This window comes from Streptosporangium sp. NPDC006013, assembly GCF_040614275.1.
Classification (GTDB): Bacteria; Actinomycetota; Actinomycetes; order Streptosporangiales; family Streptosporangiaceae; genus Streptosporangium.
Genome location: NZ_JBEXUE010000003.1, coordinates 17,846 through 41,201, shown reverse-complemented (window position 1 = coordinate 41,201; position 23,356 = coordinate 17,846). Strand labels below are relative to the sequence as shown.

At 69.1% G+C, this 23,356-nt stretch carries 23 protein-coding genes; 9 read left to right on the top strand and 14 right to left on the bottom strand.

What is annotated here, in order from left to right:
* Window positions 1–177 precede the first annotated feature (177 nt).
* Genes ABZ260_RS01030 through ABZ260_RS01020 form a run of 3 tightly spaced genes read left to right on the top strand, consistent with a single transcriptional unit; the run spans window position 178 to window position 3,200 of the window.
* Complete coding sequence (locus ABZ260_RS01030) at window positions 178–1,119, top strand: CDP-alcohol phosphatidyltransferase family protein (protein WP_355611132.1); 942 nt, start codon at window positions 178–180, stop codon at window positions 1,117–1,119.
* A gap of 25 nt (window positions 1,120–1,144) precedes the next feature.
* Window positions 1,145–2,155 carry a sulfotransferase gene (locus tag ABZ260_RS01025; protein ID WP_355611129.1) on the top strand — a complete coding sequence of 337 codons (1,011 nt, stop codon included), beginning with the start codon at window positions 1,145–1,147 and terminating at the stop codon, window positions 2,153–2,155.
* Between the two features lies 1 nt (window position 2,156).
* The gene (locus ABZ260_RS01020; RefSeq protein WP_355611126.1) at window positions 2,157–3,200 is read left to right on the top strand and encodes a sulfotransferase; all 1,044 of its coding nucleotides are present in this window, start codon (window positions 2,157–2,159) and stop codon (window positions 3,198–3,200) included.
* Here ABZ260_RS01020 and ABZ260_RS01015 read toward each other — a convergent pair.
* The 5 genes from ABZ260_RS01015 to ABZ260_RS00995 all read right to left on the bottom strand — a co-directional run bounded on the left by ABZ260_RS01015 (window position 3,190) and on the right by ABZ260_RS00995 (window position 10,694).
* Entirely contained in the window at window positions 3,190–4,347 is a 1,158-nt protein-coding gene (locus tag ABZ260_RS01015; RefSeq protein ID WP_355611123.1) for a glycosyltransferase, read from the bottom strand. The genes ABZ260_RS01020 and ABZ260_RS01015 overlap by 11 nt on opposite strands.
* Window positions 4,344–7,166 carry a CDP-glycerol glycerophosphotransferase family protein gene (locus ABZ260_RS01010; RefSeq protein WP_355611120.1) on the bottom strand — a complete coding sequence of 941 codons (2,823 nt, stop codon included), beginning with the start codon at window positions 7,164–7,166 and terminating at the stop codon, window positions 4,344–4,346. The genes ABZ260_RS01015 and ABZ260_RS01010 overlap by 4 nt, the downstream gene beginning before the upstream one ends.
* A gap of 177 nt (window positions 7,167–7,343) precedes the next feature.
* A complete protein-coding gene (locus ABZ260_RS01005) occupies window positions 7,344–8,174 on the bottom strand; it encodes a superoxide dismutase (RefSeq protein WP_355611118.1) in 831 nt (276 codons plus the stop codon).
* 376 nt (window positions 8,175–8,550) lie between these two features.
* Window positions 8,551–9,438: an SDR family oxidoreductase gene (locus ABZ260_RS01000; protein WP_355611115.1), complete on the bottom strand. Its 888-nt coding sequence runs from the start codon at window positions 9,436–9,438 to the stop codon at window positions 8,551–8,553.
* 2 nt (window positions 9,439–9,440) lie between these two features.
* Window positions 9,441–10,694 (bottom strand): MFS transporter, encoded by a 1,254-nt coding sequence (locus ABZ260_RS00995; protein ID WP_355611112.1) that lies wholly within the window; start codon window positions 10,692–10,694, stop codon window positions 9,441–9,443.
* Between the two features lie 80 nt (window positions 10,695–10,774).
* Between ABZ260_RS00995 and ABZ260_RS00990 the strand changes: the two genes are divergently transcribed.
* Window positions 10,775–11,674 (top strand): LysR substrate-binding domain-containing protein, encoded by a 900-nt coding sequence (locus ABZ260_RS00990; protein ID WP_355611109.1) that lies wholly within the window; start codon window positions 10,775–10,777, stop codon window positions 11,672–11,674.
* A 276-nt stretch (window positions 11,675–11,950) separates the two neighbouring features.
* On the opposite strand, the gene ABZ260_RS00985 is transcribed toward ABZ260_RS00990, so the two are convergent.
* The 5 genes from ABZ260_RS00985 to ABZ260_RS00965 all read right to left on the bottom strand — a co-directional run bounded on the left by ABZ260_RS00985 (window position 11,951) and on the right by ABZ260_RS00965 (window position 14,772).
* The gene (locus ABZ260_RS00985) at window positions 11,951–12,238 is read right to left on the bottom strand and encodes a hypothetical protein (protein WP_355611106.1); all 288 of its coding nucleotides are present in this window, start codon (window positions 12,236–12,238) and stop codon (window positions 11,951–11,953) included.
* Window positions 12,239–12,350: 112 nt separating this feature from the next.
* A complete protein-coding gene (aroQ, locus tag ABZ260_RS00980) occupies window positions 12,351–12,812 on the bottom strand; it encodes a type II 3-dehydroquinate dehydratase (protein WP_355611103.1) in 462 nt (153 codons plus the stop codon).
* A 99-nt stretch (window positions 12,813–12,911) separates the two neighbouring features.
* A complete protein-coding gene (locus ABZ260_RS00975; RefSeq protein WP_355611100.1) occupies window positions 12,912–13,673 on the bottom strand; it encodes a hypothetical protein in 762 nt (253 codons plus the stop codon).
* Window positions 13,670–14,038, bottom strand: coding sequence for a PadR family transcriptional regulator (locus tag ABZ260_RS00970; RefSeq protein WP_350911528.1), 369 nt, complete (start codon window positions 14,036–14,038; stop codon window positions 13,670–13,672). Before ABZ260_RS00970 ends, ABZ260_RS00975 begins: the two co-directional genes overlap by 4 nt.
* A gap of 14 nt (window positions 14,039–14,052) precedes the next feature.
* A complete protein-coding gene (locus ABZ260_RS00965; RefSeq protein ID WP_355611095.1) occupies window positions 14,053–14,772 on the bottom strand; it encodes a type II CAAX endopeptidase family protein in 720 nt (239 codons plus the stop codon).
* 252 nt (window positions 14,773–15,024) lie between these two features.
* Here ABZ260_RS00965 and ABZ260_RS00960 point away from each other — a divergent pair, with 252 nt between their 5' ends.
* From ABZ260_RS00960 to ABZ260_RS00950, 3 genes are all read left to right on the top strand, one after another.
* On the top strand, window positions 15,025–15,879 hold the full coding sequence (locus ABZ260_RS00960) for an LLM class flavin-dependent oxidoreductase (protein ID WP_355611092.1): 855 nt from the start codon (window positions 15,025–15,027) through the stop codon (window positions 15,877–15,879).
* A 164-nt stretch (window positions 15,880–16,043) separates the two neighbouring features.
* Entirely contained in the window at window positions 16,044–18,497 is a 2,454-nt protein-coding gene (locus tag ABZ260_RS00955) for an FdhF/YdeP family oxidoreductase (protein ID WP_355611089.1), read from the top strand.
* A 257-nt stretch (window positions 18,498–18,754) separates the two neighbouring features.
* Window positions 18,755–19,366 (top strand): hypothetical protein, encoded by a 612-nt coding sequence (locus tag ABZ260_RS00950; protein WP_355611086.1) that lies wholly within the window; start codon window positions 18,755–18,757, stop codon window positions 19,364–19,366.
* A gap of 92 nt (window positions 19,367–19,458) precedes the next feature.
* On the opposite strand, the gene ABZ260_RS00945 is transcribed toward ABZ260_RS00950, so the two are convergent.
* Genes ABZ260_RS00945 through ABZ260_RS00935 form a run of 3 tightly spaced genes read right to left on the bottom strand, consistent with a single transcriptional unit; the run spans window position 19,459 to window position 20,326 of the window.
* Entirely contained in the window at window positions 19,459–19,584 is a 126-nt protein-coding gene (locus ABZ260_RS00945) for a DUF397 domain-containing protein (protein WP_355611192.1), read from the bottom strand.
* A gap of 38 nt (window positions 19,585–19,622) precedes the next feature.
* Window positions 19,623–19,958, bottom strand: a complete 336-nt coding sequence (locus ABZ260_RS00940) for a helix-turn-helix transcriptional regulator (RefSeq protein WP_355611083.1) — start codon at window positions 19,956–19,958, stop codon at window positions 19,623–19,625.
* On the bottom strand, window positions 19,955–20,326 hold the full coding sequence (locus tag ABZ260_RS00935; RefSeq protein WP_355611080.1) for a type II toxin-antitoxin system RelE/ParE family toxin: 372 nt from the start codon (window positions 20,324–20,326) through the stop codon (window positions 19,955–19,957). The genes ABZ260_RS00940 and ABZ260_RS00935 overlap by 4 nt, the downstream gene beginning before the upstream one ends.
* 226 nt (window positions 20,327–20,552) lie before the next feature.
* Between ABZ260_RS00935 and ABZ260_RS00930 the strand changes: the two genes are divergently transcribed.
* Both ABZ260_RS00930 and ABZ260_RS00925 read left to right on the top strand, forming a co-directional pair.
* The gene (locus ABZ260_RS00930; protein WP_355611077.1) at window positions 20,553–21,089 is read left to right on the top strand and encodes an RNA polymerase sigma factor; all 537 of its coding nucleotides are present in this window, start codon (window positions 20,553–20,555) and stop codon (window positions 21,087–21,089) included.
* Window positions 21,089–22,210 (top strand): hypothetical protein, encoded by a 1,122-nt coding sequence (locus tag ABZ260_RS00925; protein ID WP_355611074.1) that lies wholly within the window; start codon window positions 21,089–21,091, stop codon window positions 22,208–22,210. Before ABZ260_RS00930 ends, ABZ260_RS00925 begins: the two co-directional genes overlap by 1 nt.
* Before the next feature lie 87 nt (window positions 22,211–22,297).
* On the opposite strand, the gene ABZ260_RS00920 is transcribed toward ABZ260_RS00925, so the two are convergent.
* A complete protein-coding gene (locus ABZ260_RS00920; protein ID WP_355611071.1) occupies window positions 22,298–23,164 on the bottom strand; it encodes an SRPBCC family protein in 867 nt (288 codons plus the stop codon).
* Window positions 23,165–23,356 lie beyond the last annotated feature (192 nt).

The window sequence follows — 23,356 nt, the reverse complement described above, 5'->3', positions numbered from 1 at the left end:
CCCGGAGCGAAGGCGGCCGGTGGTTCCGGAGAAAGGCCGGGGAACCCCTCCCCGGCCTTTCATGTCTCCAAAGCAGCCGATCACTGTGGCGCGGGTCGGTCAAGAAGTGGCATGGAGATCTTCTAGTAGTTACAGAGCGTAGATGACAGGAGACGTGGCGTGGCCATGCTGGGACGCATGAGGGCCTATTCGTTGGACGACGTCCACGCGACCCGGAAACGAAAAGACTCCTGGTGGACCGTTTTCCTGGTTGACCCGGTGGCGTGCAGGCTCACCCTGCTCGTCGCCAACCACACGTCCATCACCCCCAACGGGCTCACTCGCTTCTCCCTGATCCTCGGGATGTGCTCGGCGATCTGCTTCGCGGCCGGACGGTTGGTGCCGGGGGCACTGCTGTTCTACCTGAGCTTCATGGTCGACTGCATGGACGGGAAGATCGCCCGGCTCAAGGGGACGGGCACCGCGTTCGGACTCTGGCTCGACTACGTGGGCGACCGGATCAGGGTGGTCTGCTGCGCTGCGGGACTGGCGTCCGGGCAGTACGCGGTGACGGGGGACATCGCCTACATCCTGCTCGGCGCGGGGGTGGCGGTGCTCGACCTGTTCCGTTACGTGAACGCGCCGCAGATGAAGCGCGTGCGCGAGGTGGTCAAGGAGAACCGGCTCGGCCGCCTGGCGGCCGTCGAGTCCGTGGTGGCCACGGGACACGTCAGGCCCGCGGAGGCCGTGGCGGCCGCCGGACACGCCGGGCACGTCAGGCCCGTCGAGGTCGTCATGCCCCGCGAGGCCATCACGCCCCGCGAGCCGATGCGGGTCGTCCCCTTCGAGGGCCGGCGGCCGGGGCCGCGGGGCGGCAAGCGACAGAAGCTGCCCCGCAGGTTCGGCCGCCTGCTGGCCCGCCACCGGGTGCGGAGCCATCTGCTCAGCGGCATCGAGTTCCACGCCGCGGTGTTCGTGGTCGCCCCGCTGGTCGGGAGGGTCGCCCTGGTGCCCCTCGCGGTCGCCTCCGGGGCGCTGCTTCTGCTGAACGAGGTCTTCCTGATCTATCGAATGTGGCTCTTCTCCCGGGTGGTGCCCGCCGCGCCGCTGGTGGAGAAGGTGCCGCGCGTATCTGTTTGACCAAGCTTTACGGGGGTTCGTTGTCATGCAGTCCGACCGCCCGATCTTCGTGATCGGTTGTCCACGTTCAGGCACCACCATGTTGCAGCTGATGCTGCACTCGCATCCACGTATCGCGGTGCCTCCGGAGACACGGTTCGTGGTGCCCGGCTACTACCGCAGGTTCTCCTTCGGGGACCTGCGCGAGGAACGGAACCGGCGCAGGGTCGGCCGGTGGATCGTGAGCGACAAGGACACCAAGTTCAAGGAGCTCAAGCTCGACGGGGACAGGCTGATCGACGACATCGTCGCGGGGCCGCCGACGCTGGGCTCGGCGATGGGCATCACCTTCCGCTCGTACGCCGAGCAGTACGGCAAGAGCCGCTGGGGTGACAAGCGGCCCAGCTACTACCACCACGTGGACCTGTTGACCAGGCTCTTCCCCGACGCCCAGTTCGTGCACCTGATCAGGGACGGCCGCGACTGCGTGGCGTCGCTGAAGGAGATGCCCTGGTACACCAAGGACGTCTTCCACGCGGTGGTCAACTGGAGTGAGGCGATCGACTACGGCCGCCACCACGCCAGGAAGCTCCCCGCCGACAGCTACTACGAGCTGCGCTACGAGGACCTGACCGCCTACCCGGAGACCGAGCTGAGCAAGCTCTGCGAGTTCCTCGGCGAGGACTACGACCCGGCGATGTCCGAGCCATACCACGTCGCCAGGGTGGCGATCCCGCAGCACAAGGTCTGGCACAGCAACACCCACGGCGATGTCACGACCGCCAGGGCGGGTTCGTGGAAGGCCAGGCTGGAGCCCTGGGAGATCTCGGTCTGCGAGACGGTCCTGGCCGAGCGGCTGACCGCCAACGGCTACGAGCTGAGCGGTGCGCCCAAGGCGGGCAAGGCCCACATCCAGGCGTGCGAGAAGGCCGCTGCCAAACGACGCTGGGCGCGCAGGCGCAAGGAGTTCCGCGACCGCGTCAACCGGTTCCGCGAGCCGAGCCCGGTGGCCGCGAGGCTCACCAGCCGGCAGCTCGGCGAGCTGGCGAAGGTCTGACGTGAAGCCCGACCGCCCGATCTTCATCCTGGGCTGTCCCCGTTCGGGGACGACGATGCTGCAGCTGATGCTGCACGCCCACCCGCGCGTCGCCATCCCGCCGGAGACCCGGTTCATGGTCTCCACCTACCAGCGGCGGCTCCAGTTCGGCGACCTCAACGACACGAAGCACCGGCGCGAACTGGCCGAGTGGGTGGTCGACCGGCGCCAGACGCGCTTCCACGAGCTGAACCTGGACCGCGACGAGGTGCTCGGACAGATCGTCGACGGGCCGCCGACGCTCGGCTCCGCGCTGGGCATCGTGCTGCGCGCCTACGCGACCAGGCACGGCAAGGCGCGCTGGGGTGACAAGCGGCCCTCGTACTTCCAGTACACCGACGTGCTGCTCCGGCTCTTTCCCGACGCCCAGTTCGTGCACCTGGTCAGGGACGGCCGCGACTGCGTGGCGTCGCTGAAGGAGATGCCCTGGTACAACGGGAGCGTCTACAGCGCGGTCTCCGCCTGGGCCGAGGCGATCGACTTCGCCAGGCACGGCGCGCCGAGGCTTCCCGAGGGCAGCTACCACGAGCTGCGCTACGAGGACCTGACCGTCGAGCCGGAGGCTCACCTGCGCAGGCTGTGCGAGTTCCTCGGCGAGGACTTCCATCCGGCCATGTGCGACCCGGCCGCGGTGGCCGGCATCGCCGTACCCGTCAGAAAGACCTGGCACGCGCGCACCTACGGCGAGGTGACCACCGCGCGGACCGGCTCCTGGCGCGAGCGGCTCGACCCCGGCGAGGTCTCGCTCTGCGAGAGCGTGCTCGGCGACCGCCTGGAGACCTACGGGTACGAGCTCAGCGGGGCGCCGAGGATCGAGACCTCTCGGCTGGTCTCCTACGAGCGGACCGCGGCCAAGCGGAAGCTGGCCCGGGTCAAGCGGGTCACCTTCGACCGGCTGATGCGGCTCCGCGAGCCGAACCCGCTGGGGGCGCGGCTCACCTCCGCCCAGATCGTGCTGGCGGGAGTGCCGATGCCACGCAACGAGCCGGTGGCGGTCACCGGGTGACCTGCTCGAACAGGGCCTCCCACCGATCCAGCACGCGATCGGGCCGGAACGCCTCGACGTGAGCGCGGGCGGCGGCTCCCAACCGCCGCCGCTCCTCGGCCGAGGCCATCAGCTCGGCCAGCGCGGCGGCGAGCGCGGCCACGTCGGCCGGGGGCACCAGCACCCCGGTCTCCCCGTCCAGTACGAGTGACCTGAGCCCCCCCGACACGTCGAACGCCACCGAGGGCACCCCGTAGGACGCCGCCTCGCCGATCACCAGCGGCAGCCCCTCGTGCTCGCTGGCCAGCGCCAGCACCGACCCGCCCAGATACTCCTCGCCCATCAGGGGCGCGGGCACCGTGCCACGGAAGACCACCCGGTCGCTCACCTCGCATTCCGCGGCGTGCGAGGTGAGCCGCTGCCGCTCGGTCCCCTCACCGATCAGGTGCAGCTCCCAGCCCTCGCCCGCCTCGCGACGGGCCTCGGCGAGGTCCGCCCGCAACTCGGGCTCGCCGGGGGCGGAACGGCCACAGGCCTGGGCGAAGGCCGAGATCAGCCGGTCGAATCGCTTCACGCCCTCCAGCCTGCCGATCCCGAGCACCCGGCGGGCGGTCAGCTCGGCGGTCCCCGACGGCCAGGCGAACAGCGGGTTCGGGATGGACCAGGTGTTGGGCAGCAGCGCGTGCTCGGCGAAGAGCCACGCGTCCTGCTCGCTGAGGAAGACCGCCTTCTCCAGGGTGCCGTAGTGGTCGCGGACCGAGTCGAGGTGCCAGGAGCCCCGCGCGTGCTCGTACGACCCGTGGTACTGCCCGATCGGCAGCAGCCGCTCGGGCAGCAGGGCCCTGATCCGGGCGACCACGCTGGGCGAGGAGAGTACGGCGAACCCCGGCCCCACCTCGCGCAGCAGCCTGCCGAGCTCCCGGTGCTCACGGCGCCGGCCCAGCGGTGACAGCCTGCTCACCGGAGTGCGGTGGATCACGTGGCTGGTGTAACGCGGCCGCTCCACGTAGCGGAACGGGCTCCTGGCGCGGTGCAGTCCGATCACGTGCACCTCGCGGCCCCGTTCGGCGAGCCCCTGAGCCACGGTGTGGGTGACCCGCTGGACGCCGCCCAGGGTGTCGGCGTCCACGCAGGCGAACACGACCGCCCCCGCGCGCCCGCCGCTCACCCTGACCACCTGGGCAGTTGGACCGGCCGCCGCACCCCCGGCAGATGCCCCAGCCCGCCAGGGGGGCGCCGCTCCCGCCCGCCGGGCGCCCGGGGAGCCTGCGCGGGCACCTGGACCGAGGGGAGGTCGAAGAAGGCGTCCACCACCTTCGCCGAGGCGTGGCCCTTCTCCTCCGCGCACCACATCCTGCGGAACGCGATGTACCTGGCGGCGAAGGAGACGGTCACGCCGTCGAGGTCGCGCAGCGCCTCGATCAGCTCCTCGGTGGTGGTCAGGCAGGGGCCGGGAGCGATCGCGGGCAGGTCGTGGTAGACCCCGCGTTCCACCCTGCGGTACTCGTCCCAGTCGTCGATCAGGAACAGCATCGGCCGCCCGGTGATCGCGTAGTCGCACATCAGCGACGAGTAGTCGGTCAGCAGCGCGTCCGAGAGCAGTATCAGGTCGTTGACCTCGGGGTACGACCCGGCCTCGCGGACGAAGTGGCGCAGCTGCTCGGGCACCTCGAACCGCTCGACCGGGTGGGTGCGCAGGACCACCGTCCAGTCGCCGGCCAGGGCCTCGGCCATCGCGGACAGGTCGGCCCTGACCGAATCGCCGGACCCCTTGGCCCGGTCGCGGTAGGTGGGGGCGTACAGCAGCACCCTGGACCAGTGTGGGATCTCCAGCCGCTCCCTCGCCCGCCTGGCCGCCTCCCGGTCACCGTGCACGAGCACGTCGCAGCGGGGCGAGCCGTGGCGCAGCAGCCGCCCCCGGTAGCCGTTGGAGGGCACGAACACCCGCTCGAACTCGGCGCTGGGCGAGACCAGCGCGTCCCAGCGCTCCACCGCGGCCCGCCAGGTCGCCCTCGGCCCGTCGAAGTCGGCGCGCAGGTCGGGCGCGTCGAAGCCGACCGACTTGATGCCCTGGCCGTGCCAGGTCTGCAGGTAGCGCGTGCGCGGCGGCTTGGGATAGGCCAGCGGCATGCCGTGACTGTCGACCCAGTAGCCCGCCCTGGCCATGGTCCAGATGTGCCGCCAGCTCATCCGCCGTACCAGCCTGGCGTCGGGAGGAAAGCCGTGCGCGGTCCCGGCCGCCGACCAGACCACCCGCAACGGCGTGCCCCGCCGCCTGAGCTCCTCGTAGATGTAGCGCGGGTTCCCGGTGTATCCGGCGCCGACGTCGGACTCGAACAGGGCCAGATCCCGGCGGGGCGGCAGTACGGAGATCAGCCCTTTGTAGACGCGGAGCTTCACCTCGGGGCCGTCCATCCTGCGCAGCAGCTTCAGGCCGACCCGCCCCACCCGGGCCAGCTGCCTGAGCGCTCCCCGGCGGCGCCAGCGCAACCGCAGGAACGCGGCGATCCCCTCCGCGCCGACGGTGACCTCGTGCCACGGGACGACGACGACGAACGGCGGACTGGACGAATCGACCAGCAACTGGTCGGAGGTGATCCTCCCGTCGGGGTTGACGATCTCGACCACCGGCTCGTGGCGGCCGTCGCAGCCCAGGCGGCCGGGGCTGAGCGCGGCGAGGTCGATCGTCGCCTCGCTCAGCAGACCGCCGTCGTCCCGCTCGCGCGGCGCCAGCCGTATCCGGTGCCTCCCGGCGCGCAGGAACGCGGTCCAGCCGGGGGTGGCGGCGAGCACCCCGAACGGGTCGTAGGTCCTGATCACCAGCCTGAGCACGGTGCCCTCGCCGGTGACGACCGCCTCGTGGCGCAACCTGGAGGCGCTGTAGGGCAGCTCGGCCATCCGAAGCGAGGTGATCTCCCGCATCTCGTCGGGGACCGTGCCCCAGTAGGTGAGCCCCTCCTCGCGCAGGGCGACCCGCGGCGGTGCCTTCGGCCCGTTCAGCGAAGCGGCGGCCACCAGGAGCTCGTCAGGCCGGTCGGCGAGGATGAAACTACAGCAGACCCTGATGAGCGGGTCGATCGTCTCGAACACCACCGGGTCGAGCTCGGACAGGTAGGGGCGGATCACCGAGACGAACTCCTCGACCCACGCGAGGTCCCGGGCGGGCAGCGGGTTGAGGTAGACCCGCAGGTCCTGGCGGAGGAACCGGCGCTGCCGCTCGTGCACCAGGTCACCGAGGCCGTTGTCGCGCAGGATGTCGTCGCTCAGCCGGGCCGCCCTGATCCTGGAGCGGACGTTGGACATGTCGGTCAGGCTCAGCGAGATCGACAGTCGCGCGTCGCTCTCCGCCGAGGCCCGGTGCCAGAGGTAGACCACCCACGGAACCACGGCGAACCGCCGCGCCGCGCAGTACAGGGCGGTGCTGAAGACGTGGTCCTCGTAGTGCATGTCCTCGGGGAACGGCAACCGCCGCAGCAACTCGGCCCGGTAGAGCTTGTTGGTGCTGAAGGAGTCGAGGAACATCTCCGGCTCCTCGGTGATCCCCTCGACGGTCCTGCGTCTGGCGAACAGGGCCGGGTAGTAGCGCGCGGTCTTCCCGCTCTTCTCGTACAGCCGGGCGATCTGCCCGGTGACGAAGTCTGCACCGGTCCGCTCGATCTCCAGCAGCATGCTCTTGCAGGCGTGCCGGGTCAGCTCGTCGTCGCTGTCCAGGAACATCACGTACGGCGCCCGCGCCGCCGCCACGCCCCTGTTCCGCGGGGTCCCGCACCCCCCGCTGTTGACCGCCCCGCACAGGTAGCGCACCCGCGCGTCCTTCCGCTGCAGCTCCCGGGCGACCTGCTCCGTCTCGTCGGTGCTCGCGTCGTCGGCGATGATCACCTCGACGTTGCGCAACGACTGCCGGAGCACCGACCGCACGGCCCTGGGCAGCCGCGCGGCATCGTTGTAGGTAATCACCACAACACTGCACTCCGGGACATTGATCACGCTCTGAGGTATTCCCGGGAAAATTGGGCAGTTGTCCTACTTGTGCACTGATGACGCTGTTTTTGGTGTTGTGTGAAAGTTTGACAACAGGGCGTCTCCCGCTCCGGCGGCTTCTCACGGGCGTCCGCTAGGCGGGTACGCGCCCGGGTGGAGATCGAGATGATTGCCCCACGTCAGTCAGGGGCGAGGGATGGCTACGGCGGTGTACGGGGTGGTGGAGGTCGGGCTGGTGTCGAAGCGGGCGTTGGGGAGGTACAGCCGGGACCCGAAGGCTGCCACGGTCGCCGGTACGTCGAACCGGCGATCACTCACCCGCCGCACGACGTGGCCGTCGGTCCCCGCCGCGTTCAGCCGCAGGACGGCCACGGCGTTGAGCCGGTTCTGCACCACGTACAACGTTCGGCCGCGCAGCAACAGGCCGTCGCCTTCCCGCAATGACTCGCCGTGCAGGTCCACCCGGCGGGTCGCACCGGACCAGTCGACGCGGAACAGCCCGCCGGTGTTCGACTGCACGACCAACAGGCCCCGGCCGTCCGGAGTCGGCGTGATCCCGTTGGCGTTGAAGCCGTCGCCGTACACCAGGTCCCCGGTGAGCGGGATCCGCTGCGCGGCGGTGGGCAGCCGTCCGTCGCGCAGCGGCAGCTTGTAGAGCACCGGGTTGGTGGAGTCGGTGAACCACGCGGCGCCCTTGGTGAGGATGACGTCGTTGACGAACGCCGGACCGTTGGCCAGCCGGTAGGTGGCCAACACCCGGCCGGTGCGGGAGTCGACGACACGCGCGTCGCCGCCCGTGCCGCCCGCCACGAACAGCCGTCCGCGCTCGTCGATCTTCATTCCGAGGGACGGTGTGCCGGGCCCGCGGCTGATGATCGCCCCGCGTCCGGTACGCAGGTCGGCGCGGTAGATGGAACCGTCGGCCATGGAGCCGATGAAGGCGAACGGGCCGGAGCCGATGGCGATGCCCTCGGGCTGGAAGCCGTCGGGCAACGAGATCGAGGTCGGAGACATCCCAGCCCGCCGGTCCGATGATGCTCCGGCGGAACCGCCTATGGTGATGGCCAGTGTGAGTGCGGCGAGAATCGCACCGAGGCCCCTGATTGATCGCATCATCTGATGCCCTCCTAGTTCTGTGCAGGCCCTATCGAGTGCCATTGCTTCTTGGTGGGGTTGCGGCCGCGGCGGCGGCGTGAAGAAGCTCGTTGAATCTGACTCCGGCTTCTGGACGGCCACCGCTACACGACAGGTCAGTACGCGATGGCGAATCTGGTCTGATGGTGTCGGGGCCGATCGGCCTCATCCAGCCGGGCCACCGCGGTTCCTCGATGGAGATCGCGGAGTGATCCGCGGCGTCAACAACAACCCCGCGCCCGACCAGCGGGTCGCTTCAGTTGTCCTCAGGCGAGGTGAACGCTGCGGCGTGGTCGCGGGCGAAGTCGGCGATGTCGCGCGGGGGGTGGCCGAGAACCGTGGCCACCGTATCGGTGGTGAAGTCGCCCCAGCCTGAGACATACGCCTGCGCGTACTCCTCCAGCATGTCGACGATCCATCGCGGAACGCCGTAGCCGAGCAGCGTCTTGCGCTTGGCGTCGTCGCTGACCGGCAGGTAGGCGATCGGCCTGCCGAGGAGAGCGCGACTCAACGCACCCGCCACCTCGTCGAACGTCAGCGAGCGCGGGCCGGTGAGGGTGTACGTCTCGCCGTGGTGACGGTCGGGGCCATCAAGGAGCACGCGGGCGGCGCACTCGGCGATGTCGCGTACGTCGATCATGCCGACCCGGGCCGAGGCCATGTTCAGCGAGAACGTGCCGGTGGCGGTGATATCGCCCGTCTCGTTCAGCAGGTTCTGCATGAACCAGTGCGGGCGCAGGATCGTCCAGTGCATGCCGCACCGTTCGATCTCCTGGTCGGACAGCGCGTGCAGCCTGCCACTGCGGTTCGGCGCGTCGTGCGCCGCGCCGACCACGGACAGGCGCACGATGCGCTCCACCCCGGCCTGGCGTGCGGCCCACACAGCGTTCATGCTGTTCTCCGAAGCGCGCGGGCTGTTCGGGGTGAGCAGCCACAGGTCGTGCACGCCCTCGAAGGCGGGCGGCAGCGACCGGGCGTCATCGAGGTCACCGACGAAGACCTCGGCCCCCCGCTCCCGCAGGCCGTGCGCCCTGGACTCATCGCGGACGAGAGCGCGAAGGCCGACATCGGCCCCTTCCAGCGCGTTCATCAGTGCGGTGGACACGGTTCCGGTTGCTCCGGTGATCAACACGGTGCGTGACACGTTCACTTTCCCTTGGTAGAGCCGGCTGGTGCCGGGTGAGCCGCGGGCCGCGGGGGTTTCCCGGCAGCCCGGCCGGTGGTGATGCGCTCCAGGGCCCAGAGCACGACGGTGCCTGCCGAGAGGGCGGCGCCCAGGACGCACACGCCGCTCCAGCCGCCGTACACCCAGACCACCGAGGTCAACGCGGAGCCCACCGCGCCGCCGACGAAGAAAGAGGTCATGAACGCGGAGTTGATCCGGTTGCGGGCCTCCGGCCGGAGCGCGTAGATGACGTTCTGGCTGCTGTTGAGCACCGCCTGGTGTGCCAGATCCAGCACGATCACGCCGGCGAGCAGCCACACCAGGGAGTGCGCCCCGGCGGCGATCGCCAGCCAGGACACCGCCAGCAGAACCGTCCCCGCGCCGGTCACGACCTGGACGAGTCCGCGGTCGGCCAGCCGCCCGGCCACCGTGGCGGTCAGCGCACCCGCGACGCCGACCAGACCGAAGAGGCCGATGGCGGACTCCGTCCACTCGTACGGCGACCCCACCAGCAGGAAGGTCAGCGCCGTCCACAGCACGCTGAACGAGGCCAGGCTCAGGGCGCCGATGCCCGCCCGCCACCGCAGCAGCGGTTCGTACCGGAACATCGTCACCGTCGAGCGCAGCAGTTTCGGGTAGGACAGGCGCCCGCCGTCGCCGCCGAGCCGGGGCAGGAAGACCCGCAGCAACACGGCCGTCAGCGCCATCAGGACCGCGTTCACCCAGTAGACCGTCCGCCAGCCGCCCAGCTCCGACAGCGTTCCGGACGCGGTGCGCGCCAGCAACAGGCCGAGCATCAACCCGGTCATCACAGTGCCGACCACCCGGCCACGCTCGGCCGGGGCCGCCAGCGTCGCCGCGAACGGCACCACGACCTGCGCTCCGACCGAGGTCAGCCCGGTCAGGGCCGTGCTGACCAGGAGCACCGTGCCATCGGCCGCGGTGGCCGACACCAGCAGGAACACTGCGGTCGTCGCGTAGAGCGCCACGGCGAGCCGCCGCCGCTCCATCAGGTCGCCGAGCGGCACCAGCAGGATCAGCCCCAGCGCGTACCCGGCCTGCGCGGCCGTCACCGTCAGCGCCGCCAGCGAGGGTCCGAGGCCCAGTTCCCGGCCGATCAGGTCGAGCAGCGGCTGCGCGAAGTAGTTGCCCGCGACCGCCAGCCCGGTCGCCACCGACATGAGCAGGAGCAACCAGTGCGACAGGCCGCCATCACGAGGAGGTGTCGTCGTCATGTACCCCAGCCTCGGGGACGAGCGATCAATGAGTCCAATGCATGCTTGTCATCGCATCAATCGTGAACCACGATTGATGCATGGAGCTTCAGCAGATGCGCTACGTCGTCGCCGTCGCAGAGACGAGCAACTTCACCCGCGCCGCCGAGCAGTGCCTGGTCGTCCAGTCCGCGCTTAGCCATCAGATCGCGCGGCTGGAGCGTGAGCTGGGCGCCAAGCTGTTCGACCGCACCAGCCGCCGCGTCCGGTTGACCCCGGCGGGCGAGGCGTTCCTCCCCGCCGCCCGCCAGGCTCTCGACGCCGCCGAGCGGGCCCGGGCCGAGGCGGCGGCCGCCGCAGGCGAGATCCGCGGCCGGCTCGCCATCGGCGCCATCCCCACCGTCACGGCGGTCGACCTGCCGGTCGCGCTGCGACGATTCCACCTGCGCCACCAGGAGGTGCGGATCAGCCTCCGCTCCGGCGCGAGCGAGGAGTTCGTCGAACGGGTGCGGCAGGGCACGCTGGACATCGCTTTCCTGGGGCTTCCCCCGGGCGTCCGGCCCAAGGGTGTCCGCGGCCGCGAGCTGGCACGCGGCGACCTCGTCGCCGTGGTCGCGCCCGGCCACCCGCTGGCCGGCGAGGAGCGGGTGAAGCTGCGCAGGCTGGCGGACGAACAGTTCGTCGACTTCCCCGCGGGCACCGCCGGGCGGATCCAATCGGACGAGGCCTTCGCGGCGGTCGGGGTGTGGCGCGAGGTCGCCTTCGAAGTGTCGACCCCCGACTTCATGGCTCGCCTGATCCGGCAGGGCCTGGGGATCGGGATGCTGCCGGCGGCCTTCGTGTCCCAGCTTCCCGACCTTCCCGTCGTCCGGCTCAGCGACGCTCCGGCCCGCGTGGAGCACCTCATCTGGAGCCTGCACCAGCCCTCCCCCGCCGCCGCGGCCTTTCTGTCCGCGCTGGGGGTCTCGGCGCTGTCAGCCGAGACGGAGTCCGGCGCGTGAGCGGAGCGCCACTGCCGGGGTCGAGCAGGAACCGAGAAGCGTCCGTGACCGGGCCGCATCTAGCGTGGCCACGACGGACATCAAGCTGACCGACTGGAGCGGCAGTGACTCAGGAGCAGCAGACAGGCAAGCGCAAGCCCGGTACGCCCTGGGCCTTCTCTCGGTGGATGCAGCAGAAGATGAACGCCCGGGTTCACGCCTCCGAGCTGAAGGGTCTTCCGGCCTGATGAAGTTTTGGACCCTTGGGTTCGTTGCGAGGCTGCGGGAACATCGAGCTCACGAACCTGCGGGGGTGATGGGACCCCGCGTAACTGTGGGACCCCCATCCTTCTTCAGGCAGAGCTGGACGCCGAAACCGACCACCGGCGGCAACGCCACATCCGGCGGTGGCGAGGGCAGCAGCGACTGCCGGTAGAGATACCGGCCGCCCGCACCAAGACCCGCCGGCACGACGGCCGCCGCCACCGTGATCGCGAGCAGCCGCCGATGCGCGGCGGCCCAAATCCGCAGCCGCGGCTCTCGTTCCCCGCCGAAGGACAGTTCGTCGCTCTCCCCGTACGCCATGGACCGACTATCGCGATCACGCTCAACGCCGGTCAAGCCACTGCCCTGCGGGCGTTCGGCATCGGGAGGTTCCCATCGACCACTCACCCCCTGTGCGGCAGGGACTACGAGGTCACCCCAGGGACATCCTGTGCAGGGCGTCGATGGCGAGTCGGTAGCCGTCTGTGCCGAGGCCGACGATGGTGCCGCGCGCGACGGGGGAGATGTAGGAGTGGTGGCGGAAGGACTCGCGGCGGTGCACGTTGGAGATGTGCACCTCGACGACCGGTAGCTCGGTGCCCTCGATGGCATCGTGCAGGGCGATCGAGGTATGGGTGTAGGCCCCGGGGTTGAAGACCGCGCCGATGACCTCACCGGCCTTGACTCGCGCCCCGGCCTCGTGGATCCAGTCGATCAGCTGGCCCTCGTGGTTGGACTGACGGAAGACCAGGTCCAGGCCGAGCCGAGTGGCCTCCTCGCGGCACAGTTCCTCGACGTCCGGCAGCGTCATGGTGCCGTAGACCTCGGGTCTGCGGGTGCCGAGCAGGTTCAGGTTCGGGCCGTTGAGCACGTGTACGCCGGTCACGGGGATCATTCTCGCTCATCCGTAGGGCCGGCGGTGCCGGCAGGCCGAGGGGCGATCTCTAGTTTCCACGACACCCCGGCGGCTCGGGCGCCGTACCCGATCTGGTGCTCAGCGATTCCTGTCGCGCCGTCGAGTGACCAGCCACAGCGCGGCCAGCGCGGCCAGCGCGACCACGGCCATTCCGGTGAGCGCACCCAGGATGGTGTCGAGGCTCTCGTCGATGGGGTCGAACTCTACTCCGACGACCTGAAACATCAGCACCAGGGCCCCCGCCGTCAGCGCCAGCAGGCCGGCGATGAAAGCGTAGAACTTCGGGCTGAGGAAGATGTTGCGCCCCGGGGGGCGCGGCGGGGCGGTCAGCTCCGCGGCGGGCCCCAGGCTGGCGGCCTTGGGCCGCTTGAAGTATTCGAAGCACACCCACCTGCCGCACGGCTCCCAGCCGTCGGGGGTGAGCAGGTCGAGCACGCTCTGGCGCCGGCCGGGCGAGACCAGCTCTCTCCGGTACTCCCACTGCTGAGGGTTCTCGGGATCCCGGACGCTGACGAACAGGCCCTTCCCGTCGACCCCGTCGACCTCCCAGCCCTGGGCGCCGTACTCGTTGAGCGTTTTGACGTCGTGGAACAGGTCGGCGGTCCAGCGCCAGGTGCGGGCGTCCGCGGCGGGCGGGGCCGAGGTGACGGCCAGCTCACGGGCCAGCTCGGCCGCCGGGCCGAACTCCTCCTCGGGGTCGCCGCCACCACTCTCGGCGAGGTAGCCGGCGAGGTCGTCCAGCATGGCCCTGACCCGGTCGGCGGGCATGCCCGCCCCGGCCAGAACCACGGCGAGCTCGTCGAAGTAGTCACCTGCGGTCTCGTTGACGTAGTCGTTCATCGAACTCTCCCTTCGGGTGAACTCGTGGGCTCAATGTGGCCCTTGGCCAGTACGGTGCGTACCGATTCGTTGAAGTTCAGCCAGAGCCCGCCCTGCTCGGCGAGTGTTCGCCTGCCCTGTTCGGTGAGCCGGTAGTAGCGGCGGCCGGGCCCGCGCTCGGTCACCCGGAACTCGGCGGTGACCAGCCCCGCCTCCTCCAGCCGGTTGAGCACCGGGTAGAGCGTGCCGCCCTTGATCTGACCGAGGCCGGCCTCGGCGAGGTCTTTGGCGATCTCGTAGCCGTAGTTCTCGCCGGCCGTCAGGCTGGCGAGAACCAGCAGGTCGAGTACGCCCTTGAGCCAGCTCGCACGTCGGTCGCTCGTCATGGTAGCGATCCTACCTAGCCTGCGTGCCCGACTAGCTCACGTCGCGGCTGCGGGGTGAACACCAGGCCGCGAAGATCGATCAGCGCGTGCAACAGGATCGGCATGAGCAGGCTGCCGGTCCTCAGGTAGAGCAAGGTCAGGCCGAAGCCGACCAGGGTGACCGCGAGCATGCCGCGCCAGCCCTGGTAGAGGTGGCCGGCGACGAACACCGCCAGCGCGCCGAAGGCCGCGACCTCCGTGCTCAGGCCGAGCGCGCCCGTGCCGACCGCGATGAGCAGGCCTCGGTAGACGATCTCCTCGGTGATGCCGGCGGTCACCGACAGGCCCGCGGCGTACCAGCGCTCGACCGTGGTGCGCGGCAGCAGGTGGTTGAAGGCCTGCTGGCCGGGGATGGGCTTGCCCTTGGCGGCCAGCCGCCTGAAGACGAGCACGCCGACTGCGGCGGCGACCAGGAAGCCGACGATCGTGCCGAGGGTGTCGTCCAGTGGCTCCGTGATCACCAGGCCGATGTCCGCCGCGTCGAGGTTCGGCTCCACGGCGACGATGAGCAGCGCCACGGCGGCCAGCGTCCACAGCTCGGCGCTCCAGAGTGTGAACATCCGGCGGTAGGCCATGGGGTCCTGGTCGCGAGTGCGGGCCAGCCTGTCGTAGGTGTGCTTGCCGAGCAGGGGGCTGGCGACGGCCAGGTAGCCGACGAGGACGACTGCCAGGACAAGCGTCAAGGGGGGTGGCAAGGGGGACCTCCATAGGTGCTCTGCTATCTAGACCATAGAGCAAGCTAGTTAGATATACAACCTATGTTGCAGTGAAGGGATGCAAGGGGGCGGATCATGGTGAATTCGTGCGTGCGCGGCCCTCATGCCTGCGCACACGCTTTACGCATATAACCGTCTGACCAGGTCTTTTATCGAACAGTGAGTCTGTACGGTGGGTGATTGTCCGGAATCAAGGGATCACACAACGCTGGTCCTGGAGGGGGCGATCCCATGAAAATAGGTTTCGGCCTGCCGGTAAGCGACCCCGTGTGCCTACTCAGCTGGGCCCGGCGTGCCGACGTCGGCCCCTTTTCGACCCTCGGTCTGCTCGACCGCATCGTGTACGACAACCCGGAAGCGATGGTCACTCTGGCGGCCATCGCAGGGGCCACCTCACGGATCCGCGTACAGACCGAAGTGCTGATCCCGCCCTTGCGCGCGACCGCCCTGCTCGCCAAGCAGACCGCGACCCTGGATCGGATTTCCGGTGGTCGCTTCACCCTCGGGGTGGGGATCGGGGCACGCGAGGACGACTACCGGGCCGTGGACGTCCAGGTCCGTGGCCGGGGGAGCCACCTGGATGAGCAGATGGCAGCTCTCCGGCGCGTCTGGGAGGGCGAGCCGTACGCCCAGGGCATCGGACCGATCGGCCCCGCCCCGGCTCGCCGGGGTGGCCCTGAAGTGCTGTTCGGAGGCTTCGTTCCCGCCACCGTCGAGCGCATCGCTCGCTGGGGCGACGGATTCCTCGGTGCTCATCTCACGCCGGAACAGATGGGTCAGTTCTACCGAGCCGTCGAGGCATCGTGGCAGGCCGCCGGGCGTGCCGGTCGTCCTCGGCTGGTGGCCCAGTCCAACGCCGCCCTCGGCCCCGAATCAGTCGTGGACGAGGCGAGACGTGCCCTCGGTGACTATTACCGCTTCATGGGGGACGGCGCGAAGGAGGTGGTCGACGAGATGCTCACCACACCGGAAGCGATCCGGCAGGCCGTCGCCGCGTACGGCGAGATCGGCGCCGACGAGGTCATGCTCTACTGCTGGTCCTCCGACGTGGATCAGATCGACCGTGTCGCCGACATTGTCACCTGACGGGGGCGCGGTAGTAATCGCCGAAGATCCACCAGATATCGCCGATCGGATGTCCGTACGGGGGCCGTGCTGACGGGGTCCTTGGCGGTCCAAGCTTGGGGAAGGCCGGAAGGTTGTTTGGGGCTGGGGTGGGGGCGGGGGCGGTAGACCGGGAATATCGCGGCATGTGCACGCATGTCGGGTTCGACTGCGCCACCCCGGGGGGACCACTCATGGCCGACGACATTCTTGCCTCAGGAGAGAACTTCGGACAGGGGATGCCGGGGGTTCCGGCGCGAGGGCGCGGGCCCAACACCGGCGCGCCCTTCTCCAGGCGTGACTACCGGCACCCGGCGGCGGGCTGGGGCGCGGCGCTCAGCGTCGGGAAGGTGCTGGCCAGGACGAGGGAGCCGATCGAGGGGACACGGGCGATCTTCCGGATGAACCACGAGAACCACGGTTTCGACTGCCCGGGATGCGCGTGGCCGGACGACAGGAAGGGCCTGCGCCTGGACATCTGTGAGAACGGCATCAAGCACGTCACCTGGGAGATGACCCCCAAGCGCGTCGGGCGCCGGTTCTTCGACGAGCACACCGTCACCGAGCTGTCCGGCTGGAGCGACTTCGCGCTGGAGGACCAGGGCAGGCTGACCGAGCCGATGGTCTACGACCCGGACTCCGACAAGTACCGGCCGATCTCCTGGCCGGACGCGTTCGAGCTGGTCGGCTCGACGCTCAGGAGACTGAGCAGCCCGGACCAGGCGTCGTTCTACACCTCCGGGCGGCTGAGCAACGAGGCCACGTTCCTCTACCAGCTCTGGGTCCGCGAGTTCGGCACCAACAACCTGCCGGACTGCTCGAACATGTGCCACGAGGCCAGCGGCCGGGCGCTGAAGGCCGCCCTGGGCACCGGCAAGGGCACCGTTGACCTGGACGACTGGGGCAAGGCCGACGCGATCTTCCTTCTCGCCTCCAACGCGGCCTCCAACGCGCCGCGCATGCTGACCGCGCTGGTCGAGGCGTACCAGCGCGGCGCCCAGATCGTGCACATCAACCCGCTGATCGAGGCGGCGGCCGGAAAGACGATCGTGCCGCACGACCTCCTCTCGATGGGCACCTTCCACGCCACCAGGACCGGCACGCTCAACGTGCAGCCGAGGATCGGCGGCGACCTGGCGCTGCTGCGCGGGGTCGCGAAGGCCGTGTTCGAGGAGGCGAAGATCGACCCGAAGGCCATCGACCACGAGTTCATCGACAACCACACACACGGCTTCGAGGACTACCGGCGGGCGTGCGCCGAGGCCGGCTGGCCGCAACTGGAGCGCCAGTCTGGCGTGGCCGAGGCGAGGATCCGCGAGCTCGCCGACGTCTACCTGCGTTCCAGGCGCACCATCATCAGCTGGTGTCTGGGCATCACCCAGCAGGAACACGGCGTCGACACCGTGCGAGAGATCGCCAACCTGTTGCTGCTCCGGGGCAACGTGGGCCGGGAGGGTGCGGGTCCGTGCCCCATTCGCGGGCACAGCAACGTCCAGGGCAACCGCACCTGCGGGGTCGACTCCCATCCGAGCGAGCGGCTGCTCTCCCGGCTGGCCGAGGTGTGCGGCATCGACCCGCCGCGGGCCTGGGGCCTGGACACCGTCGGCACCATCGAGGCGATGCGCCGCGGCGACGTCAAGGTGTTCGTGAGCATGGGCGGCAACTTCGCGCTGGCCACGCCCGACACCCCGCACACCTTCCAGGCGCTGCGCAACTGCGAGCTGACCGTGCAGGTCAGCACCAAGCTCAACCGCAGCCACCTGGTGCACGGCGAGAAGGCGCTGATCCTGCCCTGCCTCGGCCGTACCGAGAAGGACTGGCAGCGCCGCAGGCTGCAGGGGGTCACGGTCGAGGACTCGATGAGCATGGTGCACCTGTCGATCGGCATGCGGAACCCGGCCTCCCGGCAACTGCTCTCCGAACCGGCGATCATCGCCGGGATGGCGCGGGCGACCCTGCCGGACAGCGCCACGCCCTGGCAGGAGTACGTCGACGACTACGACCGCATCCGCGACACCATGGCCCAGGTCCTCGACGGGTTCGAGGACTTCAACCGCCGGGTCCGGATGCCGCTGGGCTTCCGGATCCGCCAGCCGGCCCGCGAGCGGGTCTTCCTCACCGAGTCCGGGCGAGCGGAGTTCTCCACCGCCCCGGTTCCGAACGTCATACCGGAGGCGGGCCGCCTGACACTGGGGACGGTGCGCTCCCACGACCAGTGGAACACCACCGTCTACTCCGACGACGACCGCTACCGGGGCGTCGAGAACCTGCGCACCCTGGTGCTGATGAACCGCGACGACATGCGGGACCGGGGCCTGGCCGAGGCCGAACTCGTCGACATCACCAGCATCGCCAAGGACGGCAGCAGGCGCAGCGTCTACGGCTACCGGGCCTTCGGCTACGACATCCCGCGCGGCAGCGCGATCGGTTACATGCCCGAGCTGAACGTGCTCTGCGCGCTCAGTGACTTCAGCCCGCAGAGCGGGCAGCCGCTGGCCAAGCACCTCACCGTCGAGATCACCCCGATGGCGGGACGCGCGGTGGATGAGGCCCGGCGCGAGGCGGAGCGGGAGCGGGTGACCGGACGGGGCGGCCGCTGAGCGGGCATCGGCGTGGTGGGTTCGACGCCGCCAGGGATGAGGTCCACGGCATCGCCGCCCACCTGATCGGCCGCCACCCACTCTTCGGCACTGCTCCGGGCCGGATCGACCTGAAACTCCTGAAGACCAGGACCTTCAACTCCGGTAACGTCTCGCACCACTACCGCCCCGTCATTGCCTGATACACCGGCCTGGACATTCACCGGGCCCGTGGGGCGGTTGGATGCTGACAACCCCTGCGTGGGGTGGGGAGGGTCTTGAACGAGGAGTTGGTCGCAAGGCTGATGTCGAGCTTCGGCATGAGATTTCTTGGGCTCAGACGTGGGACGGGAATCCCTGCCCGTATCGCGGGAATGGTGACATCCTGCGGCCCAGATGATGGGCGGCACGACCGGACTGTCGAACTTCATGACTCTGATCGCGTCGCTAAATTCAATGCCGACTGGTACGAAATGGCGACAGAGTTCGGCCTTTTCTCGACGGATGGCCGTTTCCTGGTCTCGCTGAGTCCTGCTGTTGATCCAGTCTTCGACCAGGCTCGCGAGGAAGCCGATGACTGGCAAGACCCCGCATGGTGGGAGTGCGTGTGGGGACTGGTGGAACTGCTGAGCGACTGGGATATCGCAGGTGCCGGGGCGGCATCCCGTGTTCTGGGATCGGGATACGGTTATCCGGGATTTGCCATGTCCGCCCTGGACGGATCGGTCTTTGTCGTGGGAACTCAATGGCAGGACAGCATTGGAGTGGCTGTCGTGCCCACGCCTTATCGCTCGCCGACACTTCGAGAGATGGCCCGCCGGAACATGGGGACACGGACAGCCTCGGAAAACGAAGATCTAATTGCTTTCCTGGGTCGGAGAAAAGGCTGAAGTTTATTCATAAGCCTGGCGGCTTTGCTGTCCGGTCCTAGGCGCCGATAATCGCCCTAGTGCAGGGTTAGTGCCTTTGCTGGGGATAGCTTTTAGAGCTGCCCGGCTTTTACGGCTTCCAGGAAGGCAGCGAACACGGCGCCCTCCAACACGAGAGCCGGGCCGTGGAGATTTTTACTGTCACGTACGCCGATCTGGCCGCCGCTCAAGCGGGCGATCTCTACGCAGGGGTGTGGCTGTGGCTGTGGTGAACCGGTTACGCGGCATGAGTGTCGGTGCCGCGCAGGATGTAGAGATCATCGCCGAACACCGCCGAGATCTGGATCTGTCCGCCAAGTGCCTGTACGTAGCGGGCAATCGTCTCGACAGTGGATACCTCGCCACGCTCGATCTGCGAGACTCGGCTTTTGGTCACGCCCATGCGGTCGGCCACGTCCGTCTGGGACAGTCCCAGGGTCTTCCGCCGCTCGGCCAGCCGATAAGCGTCGATGTAGGCCTGACTGCGCTGTCTCACCTCGGCCACGGCTTCCTCGCCACCGGAGTTCGCCACGATGTCCGTGCGGATGTCACTCCATTTGGGAAAGTTCGTCATCGGTCCTTCTCCTCTGCCTCTCGCTCTTTCAGATACTCCTCGTACAGCTCTTCCGCGCGGGGGATGGTTCTGCGGTACCAGCCCGACCAGTCGCCGGACTTGTCGCCGCCGAGCAGCAGGATGGCCGAACGCCATGGATCGAACACGAACAAGATCCGGATCTCAGAGCGTCCGGCCGAGCCAGGACGGAGCTCCTTCAGGTTATGGATCCGGGACCCTTCGAGCTTGTCGACAAGCGGGCGCCCCAACCCGGGGCCGGCCTCCGCAAGCCTGTCGATGGCGTCGACGACCTGGAGTCGAGAGCGTTCGTCCAGGGCGCGGATCCAGTCGTGGATCTCGTTGGTGACGCGGACCTCCCACTCCTGCATGCCCAGAAGTGTAGCAAATCCTTTACTCCGGCAGCATGTGGTGCGTCACTCGCTTCGCGACTTGCCCTATGCGATGGGTTCGCCCCTGAACGTTCACCAGATCCGTAGCGGCTGCCCGGAGGTTCTTGCTGTTTCCGCCGAAAAGGCCGGCGAGAAATGAGGGAAGGGTGGGGTGGCCGCCGGGCAAGAAGGGGTGTCCTGTCCTTTCGGCAAGGGAGTCCCTTGCATGATCGCTGTTTCTGAGGTGGCCTCGGTGGTCGACCGGGAGCGGTTCGCCGCCGTCTTCGACGCCCACTACGAGGAGATCCGCCGCTACATCGGGCGGCGGCTCGACCTCGATGTCGCCGAGGATCTGGCCGCCGAGACGTTCCTGATCGCCTTCCACCGGCGTGGCCGGTTCGACGCGGCCAGGGGCGGGGTCCGGCCCTGGCTGTACGGCATCGCCACCAACCTGATCGGCCGCCATCGTCGGGCCGAGATCCGCCGCTATCGGGCGCTGGCCAGGACCGGGCCGCCTCCCGACGACGACGGCCATGATCAGCGGGTCGCCGAGCGGGTCACGGCGGGGGTGACGGTCGGCCGGTTGTCAGGGGCGCTGGCCCGGCTGTCCAAGGGTGAGCGGGACGTGGTGCTGCTCATCGCGTACGGCGGGCTGACCTACGAGGAGGTCGCCGAGGCGCTCGGGGTCGCCTACGGCACGGTGGCCTCCCGGCTCAGCCGGGCCAGGACCAGGCTGCGCGACGTGCTGGGAGTGGAGGTCTGATGAAGGAGTTCAAGCTCATCGACGAGGTGATGCCGGATGCGCCGCTCGCCGATCCCGCGAGGACGGCGGAGATCAGAGCCAGGGTGCTGAACGGCGGCCGGCGGCCCCGGCGGAGGTCCACGGCACGCTTCGGAGTGCGGCTCGGGTGGGTGATCACGGCGGTGGCCACGGCGGCGGTCGTCGTGACGGTGACGGTGTTGCCACGGCTGGGGGCGACCACCGTCTCTCCGGTCGTGGGTCCGAGGGCGGATCTGGAGATCGCGGCGGACCTGATGGCAGGGCGGACCGAACCCGAGAGCGGCCGTTACTGGCGGACGGTGACGGAGGTCACCAGTCGCCTGAAGATCGACAAGAGCTACTTCGTGGATGAGCGTGACCGCCGGACCAGGTGGTTGAGCGGCACTGACCTGCCCAAGGTCGCAGAGCGTCGGCTCATCGACATAAAACCTGTGACATCGGCTGATCTGGCCAAATGGAAGCGCGTGGGTTCGCCGGAGCTCTGCGAGAGCGGTGAGGAGTGTGCGAGCGGCTTCCTGCGGCCGGGTCAGACGGAGTATGTGCCGTCTTCGGGGCAGAAAGCGAAATACCTCCGCGGCGGCCTGCTCGGGGCCGACCTGAACATGCTGGAGTTCATGAGGCTGCCGGACGATCCGGTGGCGCTCAGGTCGGAGCTGCTCGGCTCATGGTCCGCCTTCCCGGCCATAACGATACAAGCGGGAGAGAAACCGGCCATGACCAGGGATGAATGGCTCTGGTCGGTGGGCACCGGCATCCTGGATGAGGCACCGATCTCCCCGGCTGTGCGGGCCGCGCTCTATCGCATGCTGGCGGATGTTCCCGGTGCCCGCGTCCTCGCTGACGGGCGGACGGTGACGGTGGCCAGGGCGTTCCAGAACGGTTTCACCGACAGTCACGTGGTGATCGACCGGGCCACGGGAGAACTGTCGGCCATCCGGAGCGTGCTGCTGAAGCCGGATCCGCTACAGAAGGGTGGTCTGACCGACTTCAGAGGGCTGCCGCAGAAGTCGGTCATATTCGAGGTCGTGTTCCTGGCGATGGGCTGGACCGACGAGGCCCCCGTGCTCCCCGAAGGCTGCGAGCGGCGGAGGTGCGTCCGTTAGCGGCTTGCCGCCACGTTCTCGCCGGAGGTCGTTCGACAGGAGGGTGAGGGCGACGTGCGCCTCCCGTCGAACGATCAAACCGGATACTCAGCGGCGGCGTAGGGCGCGGCTGACCAGCCAGGCGATCAGGATGATGCCTGCCAGGGCGGCGACCAGTGGGGCGATGCGTTTGAGCAGCGGCAGGCCCGCCACCTCCAGGAGGTTCATGGCCTCCTCGTCGGGGCTGAGCGAGGTGCGTGAGGTGCCCGCCGGATGGCTCTGGCGGGACCCGGACTTCTCGTCGACGACGAGGCCGGGCGGTGTCGGCACCGCGCTGAGATGCCGCCCGGACGCGCCCGCTCCTGCCCCGCCCAGCTCCTCCAGGCCGGCCGGGGTCGCGGGGCCGGGGCCCGAGGCCGCCGAGACCACCGGAACCTCGTCGTCCGGGCCGGGCTGGGAGGGAGCACTCCAGTCGCCCATGCCCGGCGTCTCGGCAGGCGTCCCGGCGGCGGCTTCCACGCCGGGGCTCTCGCCCAGCAGCAGGGAGAGGTTGGCCGCGAACCTGTCGATCAGCTTCTCGCCGACCTCGGACATCACGCCCCGGCCGAACTGGGCCGGGCGGCCGGTCACGTTGAAGGAGGTGTCGACGGTGACCCTGGTGTTCCGCCCCTCGGGGTGCAGGCGCGCGACGACCGTGGCACCGGCGGTGCCCGAGCCCCTGGCCTCCTTGCCGGAGGCCTTGATGGTCATGGAGTGGGTGTCCTCGTCCACCTTCTCGAAGGAGGCCCGGCCCCGGTAGGTCACCGTGATCGGCCCGACCTTGACCTTCATCCTGCCGGTGAAGGAGTCCTCTTCGACCTGGTCCACGGTGGCACCGGGCAGGCAGGGGCCGATCCGCTCGACGTCGAACAGCACCGGCCACGCCTGCTCGACCGGCACGGGAACCGTGAACTCGTGCTCGAACCGCATCGCCATCGATCCGCTCCTTGTCGGTCGGTCGCTGTTGCGACATTACGACTACACGGGGGCGTATTACCAGTATGCCGCCACGGGGCCGGTTGACCGCCACACGTCGGTACGTGTCGGTCGGCGTCCATTCCTCCCTGCCCCTCCGGGCGGGGATGATGCCTCCGCCCTCCCGCGAGGCGCTCTCGGGCTCCCGTGTGA

Coding starts and splice junctions, on each gene's coding strand:
- ABZ260_RS01030 (WP_355611132.1), top strand. CDS start 178: ATGAGGGCCTATTCGTTGGACGACGTCCACGCGACCCGGAAACGAAAA.
- ABZ260_RS01025 (WP_355611129.1), top strand. CDS start 1,145: ATGCAGTCCGACCGCCCGATCTTCGTGATCGGTTGTCCACGTTCAGGC.
- ABZ260_RS00920 (WP_355611071.1), bottom strand. CDS start 23,164: ATGGCGATGCGGTTCGAGCACGAGTTCACGGTTCCCGTGCCGGTCGAG.
- ABZ260_RS01005 (WP_355611118.1), bottom strand. CDS start 8,174: ATGTCTCCGACCTCGATCTCGTTGCCCGACGGCTTCCAGCCCGAGGGC.
- ABZ260_RS00990 (WP_355611109.1), top strand. CDS start 10,775: ATGGAGCTTCAGCAGATGCGCTACGTCGTCGCCGTCGCAGAGACGAGC.
- ABZ260_RS00995 (WP_355611112.1), bottom strand. CDS start 10,694: ATGACGACGACACCTCCTCGTGATGGCGGCCTGTCGCACTGGTTGCTC.
- ABZ260_RS00985 (WP_355611106.1), bottom strand. CDS start 12,238: ATGGCGTACGGGGAGAGCGACGAACTGTCCTTCGGCGGGGAACGAGAG.
- aroQ (WP_355611103.1), bottom strand. CDS start 12,812: ATGATCCCCGTGACCGGCGTACACGTGCTCAACGGCCCGAACCTGAAC.
- ABZ260_RS00930 (WP_355611077.1), top strand. CDS start 20,553: ATGATCGCTGTTTCTGAGGTGGCCTCGGTGGTCGACCGGGAGCGGTTC.
- ABZ260_RS00935 (WP_355611080.1), bottom strand. CDS start 20,326: ATGCAGGAGTGGGAGGTCCGCGTCACCAACGAGATCCACGACTGGATC.
- ABZ260_RS00955 (WP_355611089.1), top strand. CDS start 16,044: ATGTGCACGCATGTCGGGTTCGACTGCGCCACCCCGGGGGGACCACTC.
- ABZ260_RS00975 (WP_355611100.1), bottom strand. CDS start 13,673: ATGAACGACTACGTCAACGAGACCGCAGGTGACTACTTCGACGAGCTC.
- ABZ260_RS00940 (WP_355611083.1), bottom strand. CDS start 19,958: ATGACGAACTTTCCCAAATGGAGTGACATCCGCACGGACATCGTGGCG.
- ABZ260_RS00925 (WP_355611074.1), top strand. CDS start 21,089: ATGAAGGAGTTCAAGCTCATCGACGAGGTGATGCCGGATGCGCCGCTC.
- ABZ260_RS00970 (WP_350911528.1), bottom strand. CDS start 14,038: ATGACGAGCGACCGACGTGCGAGCTGGCTCAAGGGCGTACTCGACCTG.
- ABZ260_RS00960 (WP_355611092.1), top strand. CDS start 15,025: ATGAAAATAGGTTTCGGCCTGCCGGTAAGCGACCCCGTGTGCCTACTC.